Consider the following 13,843-nt stretch of genomic DNA (forward strand, 5'->3'; position numbering starts at 1 on the left):
CGTTTAAGACGTGTGTATATTCCTGCTCATGACAACTCCCGCCGCCACAGCGCGCCGCGCCGGCCGCCGCGAATGGACCGCCTTCACCGTCCTCCTGCTGCCCCTGCTCCTGGTGTCGATGGACGTCTCCGTCCTCTACTTCGCCATCCCGGCCATCACCGACCAGCTCGCCCCGAGCGCCACCCAGCAGCTCTGGATCTTCGACAGCTACGCCTTCGCCCTCTCCGGCCTGCTGATCACGATGGGCTCGCTCGGCGACCGGATCGGCCGCCGCAAGCTGCTGCTGATCGGCGCGACCGCCTTCGGCATCGCCTCGGTCTGCGCCGGCTACGCCACCAGCGCCGAGATGCTCATCGCGGCCCGCGTCCTGCTCGGCATCGGCGGCGCGACCCTGATGCCCTCCACGCTGGCCCTCGTACGGAACCTCTTCCAGGACGACAAGCAGCGCGGCAAGGCCATCGCCATCTGGTCCGGGGCCATGACCGGCGGGATCGCCCTCGGCTCGGTGCTGAGCGGTGTGATGCTGAACCACTTCTGGTGGGGCTCGGTCTTCCTCGTCAACGTGCCCGCGATGCTGCTCCTGCTGCTCCTGGTCCCGGTCCTGGTCCCGGAGTTCAAGGACCCGGCCCCCGGCCGCTTCGACCTGCTGAGCGTCCCGCTGTCCATGGCCGCCGTACTGCCGGTCGTCTACGGCCTCAAGGAGATCGCCGCCGAGGGCTTCGAGCCGCTCCACCTGGGCTGCCTCGCCGCCGGCCTGGCCTTCGCGTACGTCTTCGTCCGCCGCCAGCGCACCCGCGACGACGCCATGATCCCCCGCGCCCTCTTCCGGGGCCGCGGCTTCGGGGCGGGGATCGCCCTCAACACCCTCGCCGCTTTCGCCGTGATGGGCTCGGCCTACTTCACGACCCAGTACCTCCAGTCGGTGCTCGGCATGGGCACCCTGGAAGCGGCCCTGTGGAGCCTCGCCCCCTCGGTCGTCATCGGCGCCGCGGCCCCCGTCTCGGCCGCCCTGGCCCAGAAGGTGGACCGGGGCTACGTCATCGCCGGCGGGTTCGCCCTCGCCGCCGCCGGCTTCGCCCTCTTCAGCCTGGTGGACACCGACTCCCTGTGGCTGATCCTGACCGGCGCCGGGGTGCTCTCCTCGGGCGTCGTGACGGTGATGTCCCTGGTCTCCGACATGGCGCTCGCCGCGGCCCCCGCCGAGAAGGCCGGCTCCGCCGCCTCCCTGCTGGAGACCGGAACGGAGTTCGGCGGCGCGCTGGGCATGGCGGTCCTCGGCAGCCTCGGCACCGCGGTCTACCGCGGCGACCTGGCGGACTCCGAGCCCGCCGTGCGGGAGACCCTGGGCGGGGCCGTGGCCGCCGCCCACCGGATCGGCGGGGAGGCGGGCGAGCAGGTCCTGGCCCTGGCCCGGGAGGCCTTCGTCCACGGGATGCAGTACGCGGCCTGGGGCGGCGCGGCGCTGATGCTCGGGGCGGCCGTGCTCGCCGCGGCGCTGATGCGGGGCATCCAGGCCCCGGCCCCGCCCGCGGCGGAGCGGGCCGAGGCGCCCGCGGACGGCGCTGCGGTGGCGTACAACTGATCGGGACGGGGCGGCACCACGTGAAAGGGCCCGGGGGAATCCCCCGGGCCCTTCGCCGTGTGACTCGGGTCAGCCGAGGCTGACCGTACGCGCCGAAGCGGCGCCGATCTCGGCGGAGATGTCCGCGAGGACGTTCGCCGGCACCTCGGCGTCGACGGTGAGGACGGCGAGCGCCTCGCCGTGCTCCTCCGCACGGGCGACCTGCATGCCCGCGATGTTCAGACCGGCCTCGCCGAGAACGCGGCCGACGGTGCCGACCACGCCCGGGCGGTCGGTGTAGCGCAGCACGACCATGTAGTCGGCGAGCGCCAGGTCCACGTCGTACTCGCCGATGCCCACGATCTTCTGCAGGTGCTTCGGGCCCGCCAGCGTGCCGGAGACCGAGACCTCCTGACCGTCCGACAGGGTGCCGCGGACGGTCACCACGTTGCGGTGGTCCGGGGACTCCGAGCTGGTGGTCAGGCGTACCTCGACCCCGCGCTCCTGTGCGAACAGCGGGGCGTTGACGTAGGAGACCGTCTCGTCGACGACGTCCTCGAAGACACCCTTGAGCGCGGAGAGTTCGAGCACCTTGACGTCGTGCTGGGTGATCTCGCCGCAGACCTCGACGTCGAGGCGGACCGCGACCTCGCCCGCGAGGGCGGTGAAGATGCGGCCGAGCTTCTCGGCGAGCGGCAGGCCGGGACGGACGTCCTCGGCGATGACACCGCCCTGGACGTTGACCGCGTCCGGCACGAGCTCGCCGGCGAGCGCGAGGCGCACCGACTTGGCGACCGAGACACCGGCCTTCTCCTGGGCCTCGTCCGTGGACGCGCCAAGGTGCGGGGTGCAGACGACCTGGTCGAGCTCGAAGAGCGGGGAGTCCGTGCAGGGCTCCTTCGCGTACACGTCGAGGCCGGCGCCGGCGACGCGGCCCTCCTTGATGGCCGAGTACAGCGCGGCCTCGTCCACGATCCCGCCGCGGGCGGCGTTGACGATGCGGACCGACGGCTTCACCTTGTGCAGGGCCTCGTCCCCGATGAGACCGAGGGTCTCGGGGGTCTTGGGCAGGTGCACGGTGATGAAGTCGGCGACCTCCAGCAGCTCGTCCAGCGTCAGCATCTTGACGCCCATCTGGGCGGCGCGCGCAGGCTGTACGTAGGGGTCGTACGCGACGATCTTCATGCCGAAGGCCGACATGCGCTGCGCGACCAGGACGCCGATGCGGCCGAGGCCGACGACGCCGAGGGTCTTTTCGCTGAGCTCGACGCCCGTGTACTTGTTCCGCTTCCACTCACCGTTCTTCAGGGCGGTGTTGGCCTGCGGGATGTTGCGGGCGGTGGCGACGAGCAGACCGCAGGCCAGCTCGGCGGCCGTCACGATGTTCGAGGTCGGGGCGTTGACGACCATCACGCCGGCCTTGGTGGCGGCGGAGACGTCGACGTTGTCCAGACCGACGCCGGCGCGCGCGACGACCTTCAGCTTCTTGGCGACGGCGATGGCCTCGGCGTCGACCTTGGTCGCGGAGCGGACGAGGATCGCGTCGACGTCGGCGATCGCGGGCAGCAGCTCCGCGCGGTCGGCTCCGTTGACGTGCCGGATCTCGAAGTCCGGACCGAGCGCGTCCACCGTGGCGGGCGACAGCTCTTCGGCGATGAGTACGACAGGTTTCGAGCTCACGTGGGTCATCCTCACAAGTCCAGTGCGGACGGCCGTCCCGACGGCCGCAGGCGGTGGAGGGGGTAGCCGCGTGGAAGACGCACGACACTGTGGGCCTGACGCGTATGTGTTGAGCAGTGTAGTGGCGCTGACGGACCGGATTTCCGCCTGTACGGAAGGATCACCCTTCCGGGGTTGGCCGTGGTGGACAAGCGACGCGCGGCGGGGCCGGGACACACCGTCCCGGCCCCGCCGTCCACGATCAGCTCTCGTCGCTGTCGACCCAGCTCATCAGCTTGCGCAGCTTCTTGCCGGTGGTCTCCAGCAGGTGCGCCTCGTCGGCCTTCTTGTACTCGTTGTACTTCGGCAGACCGGCCTTGTACTCGGCCATCCAGGTGTTGGCGAACTCGCCGCTCTGGATCTCCGCGAGGACCTTCTTCATCTCGGCCTTGGTGGCGTCCGTGATGACGCGGGGGCCGGTGATGTAGTCGCCCCACTCGGCGGTCTCGGAGACCGACCAGCGCATCTTCTCCAGGCCGCCCTCGTACATGAGGTCGACGATGAGCTTCAGCTCGTGCAGGCACTCGAAGTACGCGATCTCCGGCTGGTAGCCGGCCTCGGTCAGCGTCTCGAAACCGGCCTTGACCAGGGCGGACGCGCCACCGCAGAGGACGGCCTGCTCACCGAACAGGTCGGTCTCGGTCTCCTCGGTGAAGGTGGTCTTGATGACGCCGGCGCGGGTGCCGCCGATGCCGGCCGCGTACGAGAGCGCGAGGGCGAAGGCGTTGCCCGAGTGGTCCTGCTCGACGGCCGCGATGCACGGAACGCCGCGGCCCTCCTCGTACTGGCGGCGGACCAGGTGGCCCGGGCCCTTCGGGGCGACCAGGGCGACGTCCACGTTGGCCGGGGGCTTGATGAAGCCGTAGCGGACGTTGAAGCCGTGGCCGAAGAAGAGCGCGTCGCCCTCCTTGAGGTGGTCCTTGATGGACTCCTCGTAGATCTCGGCCTGCAGCGGGTCCGGGGTGAGGATCATGATGACGTTCGCCCACTCGGCGGCCTCGGCCACGGGGACGACCTTCAGGCCCTGCTCCTCGGCCTTGGCCTTGGACTTCGAGCCCTCCTTCAGGCCGACGACGACGTCGACGCCGGAGTCACGGAGCGACAGCGCGTGGGCGTGGCCCTGGCTGCCGTAACCGATGACCGCGACCTTGCGGCCCTGGATGATGGACAGGTCGGCGTCGTTCTCGTAGAACAGCTCGGCCACTGGGATATCTCCTTGGTGCGCTGGTGTTGCTCCCACCGTACGGCGGGGAACGGAATCTGAGTTCGCCGGTCTCGCTATGCGAGCCGAGCGTGTCTGACGCGGCTTGGGCGGCCGCTGCGCCGGCCGGGTCAGGCGCTGCGGTCGAGCGCGCGCAGACTGCGGTCCGTGATGGACCGTCCGCCACGCCCTATGGCGATCGTGCCGGACTGCACGAGCTCCTTGATGCCGAAGGGCTCCAGCATCTTGAGCATCGCGCCGAGCTTGTCGCTGCCGCCGGTGGCCTCGATGGTGACGGCCTCCGGGGAGACGTCGACCGTCTTGGCGCGGAAGAGCTGGACGATCTCGACGATCTGCGACCGGGTCTCGTTGTCGGCGCGGACCTTCACCAGGACGAGTTCGCGCTCGATGGCGTTGTGCGACTCCAGCTCGACGATCTTGAGCACGTTGACCAGCTTGTTCAGCTGCTTGGTCACCTGCTCCAGCGGGAGGTCCTCGACGTTCACGACGATCGTGATGCGGGAGATGTCGGGGTGCTCGGTGACGCCCACCGCGAGGGAGTCGATGTTGAACCCGCGGCGGGAGAACAGGGCGGCGATCCGGGCGAGGATGCCCGGCGTGTTCTCGACCAGGACGGAGAGCGTGTGCTTGGACATGTGGGGCGTTCTCTCTCTCGGCTCTCTCGGCTCAGTCGTCTTCGTTGTCGCCGAAGTCGGGACGGACGCCCCGGGCTGCCATGACCTCGTCGTTGGAGGTGCCGGCGGCGACCATCGGCCACACCATGGCGTCCTCGTGGACGATGAAGTCGATGACGACGGTACGGTCGTTGATCGCGTTGGCCTCGGCGATGACCTTGTCCAGGTCGGCCGGGTCCTCGCAGCGCAGCGCCACGCAGCCCATGGCCTCCGACAGCTTGACGAAGTCCGGGACGCGGGTGCCCTTGCGGGGCGCGATGGACTCGCCGAGCTGGGAGCCGACGGTGTCGTGACCGGTCTCGTCGGCGTGCAGGACGGTGTTGGAGTACCGCTGGTTGTAGAACAGGGTCTGCCACTGGCGGACCATGCCCAGCGCACCGTTGTTGATGATCGCGACCTTGATCGGGATGTTGTTCAGGGCGCAGGTGACCAGTTCCTGATTGGTCATCTGGAAGCAGCCGTCGCCGTCGATCGCCCAGACCGTGCGCTCGGGCATGCCGACCTTGGCGCCCATCGCGGCCGGGACCGCGTAGCCCATGGTTCCGGCGCCGCCGGAGTTCAGCCAGGTGCGGGGCTCCTCGTACTTGACGAAGTGCGAGGCCCACATCTGGTGCTGGCCGACACCGGCCGCGAAGATCGTGCTCTTCGGCGCGAGCGCGCCGATCCGCTCGATGACCTGCTGCGGCGAGAGGCTGCCGTCCGCGGGCAGGTCGTAGCCCAGCGGGTAGGTGTCGCGCCAGCGGCTGAGGTCGTTCCACCAGGCGGTGTAGTCCCCGGCGTTGCCCTCGGTGTGCTCGGCCTGGACGGCCTGGATCAGGTCGGCGATGACCTCGCGGGCGTCACCGACGATCGGGACGTCGACCGCGCGGTTCTTGCCGATCTCGGCCGGGTCGATGTCCGCGTGGATGATCTTGGCGAAGGGGGCGAAGCTGTCCAGCTTGCCGGTGACGCGGTCGTCGAACCGGGTGCCGAGGGCGATCAGCAGGTCCGACTTCTGCAGCGCGGTGACGCCGGTGACGCTGCCGTGCATGCCCGGCATGCCGACGTGCAGCGGGTGGCTGTCGGGGAAGGAGCCCAGCGCCATCAGGGTGGTGCAGACCGGCACGCCGGTCAGCTCGGCGAGGACCTTCAGCTCGGCGGTCGCGCCGGACTTCATGACGCCGCCGCCGACGTAGAGCACCGGGCGCTTGGCCTGGCAGATGAGCTTGGCGGCCTCGCGGATCTGCTTGGCATGCGGCTTGGTGACCGGCCGGTAGCCGGGGAGGTCGTGGGCGGGCGGCCACGAGAAGGTGGTCTTCGCCTGCAGGGCGTCCTTGGCGATGTCGACCAGGACCGGGCCCGGGCGGCCGGTGGAGGCGATGTGGAAGGCCTCGGCGATCGTCCGCGGGATGTCCTCGGCCTTGGTGACCAGGAAGTTGTGCTTGGTGATCGGCATGGTGATGCCGACGATGTCCGCCTCCTGGAAGGCGTCGGTGCCGATCGCCTTGGAGGAGACCTGGCCGGTGATCGCGACGAGCGGGACGGAGTCCATGTGCGCGTCGGCGATCGGGGTGACCAGGTTGGTGGCGCCGGGGCCGGAGGTGGCCATACAGACGCCGACCTTGCCGGTGGCCTGCGCGTAGCCGGTGGCGGCGTGGCCGGCCCCCTGCTCGTGGCGGACCAGGATGTGACGGACCTTCTTGGAGTCCATCATCGGGTCGTACGCGGGAAGGATGGCACCTCCCGGAATCCCGAAGACGGTGTCGCACCCCACCTCTTCGAGAGAGCGGATGAGGGACTGCGCACCCGTGACGTGCTCAACTGCGGCGGACTGCTGTCCGCCGGAACGGGGCCGCGGCTGCGGATGGTGGGCCCCGGTGGCCTGCTCGGTCATCGGCATTCTCTTCTCGAAGCTGAGGGTTTTACGCGGATTCGGCTCTGTGCCAGTGCAACAAAAAACCCCTCGTGCCAGGAGGCAAGCGAGGGGAGCGCGTCGGAGGTGTTGAGCGGGGACATGCAGGTCCCTGCTTCAGCCGACGCGCTTTCCAAGTACGAGAATTCGGGTGCGCATGGCACTGACCCTCCCTCTGGCGGGAGGGTGATGTCAAGTAGGTGGGACGGGCGTCTCATTATGTGAGCCTCTGCGGATGGCCATCGAGCCCCCGGGGGAGCCGCCGGCCAGAGCCGGCTGGGCTGCTCCGCCCGGTACTGGGAACGTACCGCGCACCAGGGCACGGCGCAGCCTGTACTCGTCGAGGGGGCCGGAAAACGCCATTCCCTGGCCGTGCGTGCACCCCATCGCGCGCAGGGCCGACACCTGCTCGGGGAGGTCGACCCCGTCGGCCACCGAGCGCATGCCCAGGTCGTTCGCGATCCGCAGGAGACCGGCGGTGATCTTGTGCAGGCGGGCCGACTCGACCACCCCCTCCACGAGGCCCCGGTCCAGCTTCAGCATGTCCACGGGAAGCCGGCGCAGGGCGCTGATGGCCGCGTAGCCGCTGCCGAAGCCGTCCAGGGAGATACCCACCCCGAGCCGGTGCAGGGCCGTCAGACGGCGCTCCAGGTCGTCGAAGGGCACTCTGGGGTCGGATACCGCGAGCTCCAGCACCAGGGAGCCGGAGGGCAGGCCGTGCCGGGTCAGCAGGGCCTCCACGGAGCCGAGCGGCATCGCACGGTCCAGGAGCCGCTGGGCGGTCATCCGCACGGCCACCGGCACGTCGTGCCCGGCCCGGTGCCGGTCGGCGGCCTGCTCCACGGCCTCCTCCAGCAGCCAGCGCCCCAGCTCGGCGGTGCGCGAAGGGTCCGGGCCGGCGCCGCCGGGGCCTCCCGCCCCTCCCGCGCCGCCCTCGCTGTACTCGGCGACCCGGAGGAACTCGGCCGGCGTGAAGAGGATGCCCTGGGCGGAACGCCAGCGGGCCTGCGCGGCGACGGCCGCCACCTCGCCGGTGGACAGCGAGACCACGGGCTGGTGCAGCAGGGCGAACTCGCCCTCGTGGAGTGCGGTCCGCAGCCGGCCCGCCAGCTCGGCCTTCCGCACGACCTCGGCCTGCATCTGGGGGGCGTACATCTCGACGCGGTCCTTGCCGCCCGCCTTGGCCCGGTACATCGCGAGATCCGCGTTGCGCATCAGGTCCGAAGGGGTGATGCCGGGGTCGGCGAAGGCCACGCCGATGCTGGCGGCGACGCGCACCTCGCTGCCGCCGATCCGGTACGGCTGGGAGAGGGTGGTGCGCAGCCGGTCGGCGATCTCGCGCACCTGGTACTCGCGGGCGCTGCGGTCGCGGTTCCCGTCGCCCAGGATCAGCGCGGCGAACTCGTCGCCGCCGAGGCGGGCCGCGGTGTCCCCGGCCCGGACCGAGTCCTGGAGCCTGCGCGCGGCCTCGATGAGCAGCTCGTCGCCGGCCTGGTGGCCGATGGTGTCGTTGACCGCTTTGAAACCGTCGAGGTCGATGAAGAGCACCGCGGTGCTGTGGTCGCCCGCGCGCCGGCCGGTCAGGGCCTGACGCACCCGCCGGGTGAAGAGGGCGCGGTTGGGCAGGTCGGTCAGCGGATCGTGTTCGGCGCTGTGCTGGAGCTGGGCCTGGAGCCGGACCCGCTCGGTGACGTCCCGGCTGTTGAGGATGAGCCCGCCCTGGTGGCGGTTGACGGTGGACTCCACGTTGAGCCATTCGCCTCCGCCCGACTTGAAGCGGCACTCGATGCGGGTGGTGGGCTCCTCGGTCGGCGGTGCGGCGAGGAAGCGGCGTACCTCGTGGACCACCCGGCCGAGGTCGTCCGGATGAATGAGGGTGGCGAGCTCGGTGCCGACCAGCTCCTCGGCCTCGCGGCCGTAGACGCCGGCGGCGGCGGGGCTGACGTAGCGCAGGGTCCCGGTGGGCGCGGCGATCATGATGACGTCGCTGGAGCCCTGGACCAGGGAGCGGAAGTGGTTCTCCTTCTGGGCCAGTTCCTGGGTGAGCGCGATGTTGTCGAGGAGCATGATGCCCTGCCGGATGACCAGGGCGAGGACCACCGTGCAGCCGGTGAAGACGACCATCCTGTCGACCTTCCGGCCGTCCACGACGTTGTAGAGGATGCCGAGCGTGCACACGGCGGCCGCGAGGTACGGAGTGAGGGCGGGCAGGGAGCCGGTGATCGGGCGGCTGTGCGGCCGGTCCCCGCGCGCGTGCCCGGCCGGCTCCAGTCCCGGATGGATGCGCCGGGCGCCCCAGGGCGCGTACGCGAGCAGCAGCGAGCCGGCGAACCAGCCGGCGTCGAGCAGCTGTCCGGACTGGTACTCGGCGCTCAGCAGGGGCGAGGTGAACAGCGCGTCGCTGAGCACGGTCAGGGCGAGAGCCGCGATGGCGGTGTTGACGGCGGAGCGGTTGCTCTCGCTCCGCCGGAAGTGCAGGACCAGGACCATCGAGACGAGCGCGATGTCCAGGAGCGGGTAGGCGAGGGAGAGCGCGGCGCGCGGAACGCTGCCCGGGGCACCGGACTGGGCGGTCCGCGCCGCGTGGGCCAGGGCCAGGCTCCAGGACAGGGTGAGCAGAGAACCCCCGATGAGCCAGGAGTCGAGCCCGAGGCACACCCAGCCGGCGCGGGTGACGGGGCGTTTGGCGAGGACGAGCAGGCCCACGATGGCGGGCGGGGCGAAGCAGAGGAAGGCGAAGTCGGCGAGCGAGGGCTTCGGGACGGGTTGACCGAGGACCACCTCGTACCAGCCCCAGACCGCGTTGCCGCCGGCACCCATGAGCGAGGAGAAGGCGAAGAGCAGCCAGGCGGGGCGTTCGCGGCTGTCGATGGCGCGCGCGTACGAGTAGCAGGAGACGGCGGCGAGTAAGCCGGCTGCGCTCAGTCCGAAGTCGCCCATGATCTCGGCGACTTCCTCCGAGCCCCAGTTGAGGGCGGCGCCGACGGCGTACCCGCCGCTGATCACCGCGAGGAGCACCTGCATCGCCAGGCCCCTGCCTCCGCCCGAGACGGACGGGCGGTTCAGGAGCGCCGCCCCCGGGGCACTCACCGGTCCCCCTCGCTGGCTGGTTCCGGTGCAGCCCAGTCTCGGCAGCGTCGCCTCCGGCGGCTGTGCCGCATCGGATCCTTCGTCCATTGGCCGTGCATCGCCCGTCGCCCCCCAAAGTGTCCGATCACTCCCCAGCGCCAGACGTTCGTGGCGCAGCCCCTTGTTCCGGACGATACACCACTTTCGTCACTCAGGGACATAGTTCCTCTACTCTCCGTTACCGATCGGGGAGGGATGTCCACTGTGCGCGTCCGGGTGAATGCGGAGCGTGCGCATCGTGCGTCACTCGGTGATCAGCACCGTGTGCTCCAGGGGCTCGCCGGCGGCGAACAGGCCGAGCTGGCGTGCCAGCAGGCGCTTGGCGCGTGGCTCGAACGCCGTGCTGCTGCCGCCCACATGAGGCGTGATCAGGACGTTCGGAGCGTGCCAGAGCGGGTGGCCGGCGGGCAGCGGTTCCGGGTCGGTGACGTCGAGCGCCGCGCGCAGGCGGCCCGACTCGACCTCCGCCAGGAGGGACTTGGTGTCGACGACGGGGCCGCGGGACACGTTCACCAGCAGGGCGCCGTCCTTCATGCGGCTCAGGAAGTCGGCGCCGGCCAGGCCCCGGGTGGCGTCCGTCAGCGGTGTCACGAGGATCACCACGTCGGCCTGCGGCAAGAGGCCGGGCAGGTCGGCGAGGGCGTGCACGGGCCCGCGCCCGGTGGCCCGCGCCGTACGGGCCACGCGCGCGATGCGCCCGCATTCGAAGGGCACGAGCCGGTCCTCGATGGCCGAGCCGATCGATCCGTAGCCGATGATCAGAACGTTCTTGTCCGCGAGTGCGTCGTAGAAGCCGGAGCGCCACTGCTCGCGGTCCTGGCCGCGGACCATGCCGGGGATGCCGCGCAGGGAGGCGAGGGTCAGGGCGAGGGCGAGTTCGGCGGTGCTGGCCGTGTGGACCCCGGCGGCGTTGCACAGCCGTACGCCGGGGCGCAGGTCTCCGAGGCGGCCCAGCACGTCGTCGATGCCGGCGGTCAGGGTCTGGACGACCCGGACGGCGGTCATCGCGGCGAGCGGGCGCACGGTGACCTCGGCGGACTTCATGTAGGGGGCCACGTAGAAGACGCATTCGGCGGGGTCGGCCGGGAAGGCGTCCTCGCCGTCCCACACGCGGTACCGGAAGGAATCGGGGAGGCCGGCGACCTCCTCGGCGGGGAAGGGGAGCCAGACGTCCTGGGGCGTAGCAGTCATGATCACGAGGCTATGCCAAGCCGTCTTGATCAAGCCGTTAGTTTGGTGGCCGGAGCGGGAGGGGGACGCAGCGGTGGAGCGCAGGTCGATCGGGGCGGGGGCACTGACCGTGGGCGCGGTCGGCCTCGGCTGTATGCCGATGAGCTGGGCGTACGCGCCTTCGCGGCGGCGGGGACAGGAGTCGCTGGCGGCGGTGCACGCGGCGCTGGACCTGGGGGCGAACCTGCTGGACACGGCCGACGTGTACGGGCCGTTCACCAATGAGCTGCTGCTGGGGCGGGTCCTGCGGGAACGGCGGTCCGAGGCGTTCGTCTCGGCCAAGGTGGGTCTGCGGGCGGGCGACCAGCACGTGGTCGCGGACGGGCGGCCCGGCTATCTGCGGCGGGCCTGCGACGCCTCGCTGCGGCGGCTGCGGACCGATGTCATAGACCTCTACCAGCTGCACCGGGTGGATCCGGAGGTGCCGGTGGAGGAGACCTGGGGCGCCATGGCGGAGCTGGTGGGCGCGGGGAAGGTGCGCGCCCTCGGCTACTGCGCGCTGGGGGCCTCGGCCGGTCCCGGGGCGGGGCGGCGCGGTGACCGGGGGTACCGGACGACGCTGCGGCACCTGGAGCGGCTGCAGCAGGTGTTCCCGGTGAGCGCGGTGCAGGCGGAGCTGTCGGTGTGGTCCCCGGAGGCGGCCTGGCAGCTGTTGCCGTGGTGTGCGGCGCGCGGGGTGGGGTTCCTGGCCGCGATGCCGCTGGGCAGCGGGTTCCTCACGGGGACGCTCACTCCGGGTGAGGGCTTCGAGCCGCAGGACGTGCGGGCCCGGCATCCGCGGTTCACGGCGGAGGCGATGGCGTCGAACCAGGTGCTGGTGGCGGGGCTGCGGCGGGTGGCGCGGCGGCACGGGGCGGAGGTCACGGCTGCGCAGGTGGCCCTGGCGTGGGTGCTGGCGCAGGGTCCGCAGGTGGTGCCGGTGCCGGGGGCCGACCGGGCGCACTGGGCGGCGGAGAACGCGCGGGCGGCGCAGGTGCGGCTCTCGGCCGGTGACCTGGCCGAGATCGCGGCCCTGCCGGTCGAGGTGGGAGCCTGGGACTGACCGGCAACCACTCGATCGAGTGTACGAGTGGTGGAACTTCGGGAACTGCCGCAGCTGTTGAGAGTGGTGAAGGGCACGATCGGAGGACCGGAAGGGAGCAGGGCGATGCGATACGGAAGTTCTCGGCAGGTGGGGTGCGAGGAGCCGGGCGCGCGGCGCCGGGGCGCGCTGGCGGCGGTGGCGCTGGCGGGGTGCGGCGCTCTGCTGGCGGCGGGATGCTCGCCGGCCGGCGCCCCCGGGGCGGAGCGGGGAAGCTCTCCACCGGGCACGGCGGCGGCCGGCGCCGGGTCGGCGGGCCCCTCGGGGAGCGCGTCCGCCACACCGGAGGCCACCGGGCCGCCGGCGAAGGGCGCGGTGACGGTCACCGGCGAGGTCGCCAAGGGTCTGGAGTCCCCGTGGGGCGTGGCCGAGCTGCCGGGCGGGGACCTGCTGGTCGCTTCGCGGGACAAGGGGACGATCAGCAGGGTCGCGGTGGGCTCGGGCACGGTGACGCAGATCGGTGAGGTGCCGGGGGTGGCCCCGGGAGGCGAGGGCGGGCTGATGGGCCTCGCGCTGTCGCCGTCCTTCGCTTCGGACCGGCTGGTGTACGTGTACTTCACGACCGAGTCCGACAACCGCATCGCCCGGCTGCGGTACGACGAGCACAGAGCCGCCGGACAGCAACTGGGCGCACCGGACACCGTGTTCCGGGGCATTCCCAAGGGCCTCGTGCACAACGGCGGCCGGATCGCCTTCGGCCCGGACAAGATGCTCTACGCGGGGACGGGCGAGACCGGCGACAAGGGGCTCGCACAGGACAAGAAGTCCCTGGGCGGCAAGATCCTGCGGATGACCCCGGACGGGGATCCGGTGCACGGCAACCCGGAGGCGGATTCGGTCGTCTACTCCTACGGGCACCGCAATGTGCAGGGCCTTGCCTGGGACAAGGACAAACGGCTGTGGGCGGCCGAGTTCGGCCAGAACACCTGGGACGAGCTGAACCTGATCGAGCCCGGGGTGAATTACGGCTGGCCCGAGGCCGAGGGGAAGGCGGGCAAACCCGGCTTCCGGGATCCGGTGGCCGTGTGGAAGACCGACGAGGCTTCACCGAGCGGGATCGCCTGGGCGGAGGGTTCGGTGTGGATGGCCGCGCTGAAGGGCAACCGGCTGTGGCGCATACCCCTGGCCGGCACGGAGCCGGTGGCGGAGCCCGAGGCCTTCCTGGAGGGCCAGTACGGCCGGCTGCGGACGGTGGTGGCCCTCGGCGGGGACCGGTTGCTGCTGGTCACGAGCGAGACGGACGGCCGCGGATCGCCGGAGGCGGGCGACGACAGGATCCTGACACTGACGGTGCGGTGACCAGCACGTCCCCGGAAGGGGACCACAGGGACGGTGG

The 13,843-nt window shown here is 71.2% G+C and carries 9 protein-coding genes; 3 read left to right on the top strand and 6 right to left on the bottom strand.

The window, feature by feature from the left end; translation table 11 throughout:
• Positions 1-28 precede the first annotated feature (28 nt).
• A complete protein-coding gene (locus ACIPYQ_RS19825; RefSeq protein ID WP_401252779.1) occupies positions 29-1,582 on the top strand; it encodes an MFS transporter in 1,554 nt (517 codons plus the stop codon).
• Between the two features lie 69 nt (positions 1,583-1,651).
• On the opposite strand, the gene serA is transcribed toward ACIPYQ_RS19825, so the two are convergent.
• The 6 genes from serA to ACIPYQ_RS19855 all read right to left on the bottom strand — a co-directional run bounded on the left by serA (position 1,652) and on the right by ACIPYQ_RS19855 (position 11,387).
• Complete coding sequence (gene serA / locus ACIPYQ_RS19830; protein WP_361763638.1) at positions 1,652-3,241, bottom strand: phosphoglycerate dehydrogenase; 1,590 nt, start codon at positions 3,239-3,241, stop codon at positions 1,652-1,654.
• Positions 3,242-3,482: 241 nt separating this feature from the next.
• A complete protein-coding gene (gene ilvC / locus ACIPYQ_RS19835) occupies positions 3,483-4,484 on the bottom strand; it encodes a ketol-acid reductoisomerase (protein ID WP_361763641.1) in 1,002 nt (333 codons plus the stop codon).
• A gap of 128 nt (positions 4,485-4,612) precedes the next feature.
• On the bottom strand, positions 4,613-5,137 hold the full coding sequence (gene ilvN, locus ACIPYQ_RS19840) for an acetolactate synthase small subunit (protein WP_030010002.1): 525 nt from the start codon (positions 5,135-5,137) through the stop codon (positions 4,613-4,615).
• Between the two features lie 31 nt (positions 5,138-5,168).
• Positions 5,169-7,055: an acetolactate synthase large subunit gene (locus tag ACIPYQ_RS19845; RefSeq protein WP_362238943.1), complete on the bottom strand. Its 1,887-nt coding sequence runs from the start codon at positions 7,053-7,055 to the stop codon at positions 5,169-5,171.
• A 204-nt stretch (positions 7,056-7,259) separates the two neighbouring features.
• On the bottom strand, positions 7,260-10,091 hold the full coding sequence (locus ACIPYQ_RS19850; protein ID WP_401253393.1) for a putative bifunctional diguanylate cyclase/phosphodiesterase: 2,832 nt from the start codon (positions 10,089-10,091) through the stop codon (positions 7,260-7,262).
• 348 nt (positions 10,092-10,439) lie between these two features.
• Positions 10,440-11,387: a 2-hydroxyacid dehydrogenase gene (locus tag ACIPYQ_RS19855; RefSeq protein ID WP_401252784.1), complete on the bottom strand. Its 948-nt coding sequence runs from the start codon at positions 11,385-11,387 to the stop codon at positions 10,440-10,442.
• Positions 11,388-11,460: 73 nt separating this feature from the next.
• Between ACIPYQ_RS19855 and ACIPYQ_RS19860 the strand changes: the two genes are divergently transcribed.
• Both ACIPYQ_RS19860 and ACIPYQ_RS19865 read left to right on the top strand, forming a co-directional pair.
• The gene (locus ACIPYQ_RS19860) at positions 11,461-12,468 is read left to right on the top strand and encodes an aldo/keto reductase (protein WP_361763655.1); all 1,008 of its coding nucleotides are present in this window, start codon (positions 11,461-11,463) and stop codon (positions 12,466-12,468) included.
• Positions 12,469-12,573: 105 nt separating this feature from the next.
• Complete coding sequence (locus ACIPYQ_RS19865) at positions 12,574-13,806, top strand: PQQ-dependent sugar dehydrogenase (RefSeq protein WP_401252787.1); 1,233 nt, start codon at positions 12,574-12,576, stop codon at positions 13,804-13,806.
• Positions 13,807-13,843: the final 37 nt, after the last annotated feature.

It is taken from the genome of Streptomyces sp. NPDC090045 (genome assembly GCF_044747975.1).
Lineage (GTDB): Bacteria > Actinomycetota > Actinomycetes > Streptomycetales > Streptomycetaceae > Streptomyces.

Coding starts and splice junctions, on each gene's coding strand:
- ACIPYQ_RS19825 (WP_401252779.1), top strand. CDS start 29: ATGACAACTCCCGCCGCCACAGCGCGCCGCGCCGGCCGCCGCGAATGG.
- ilvN (WP_030010002.1), bottom strand. CDS start 5,137: ATGTCCAAGCACACGCTCTCCGTCCTGGTCGAGAACACGCCGGGCATC.
- ACIPYQ_RS19845 (WP_362238943.1), bottom strand. CDS start 7,055: ATGCCGATGACCGAGCAGGCCACCGGGGCCCACCATCCGCAGCCGCGG.
- ACIPYQ_RS19850 (WP_401253393.1), bottom strand. CDS start 10,091: ATGCAGGTGCTCCTCGCGGTGATCAGCGGCGGGTACGCCGTCGGCGCC.
- ACIPYQ_RS19855 (WP_401252784.1), bottom strand. CDS start 11,387: ATGACTGCTACGCCCCAGGACGTCTGGCTCCCCTTCCCCGCCGAGGAG.
- ACIPYQ_RS19865 (WP_401252787.1), top strand. CDS start 12,574: ATGCGATACGGAAGTTCTCGGCAGGTGGGGTGCGAGGAGCCGGGCGCG.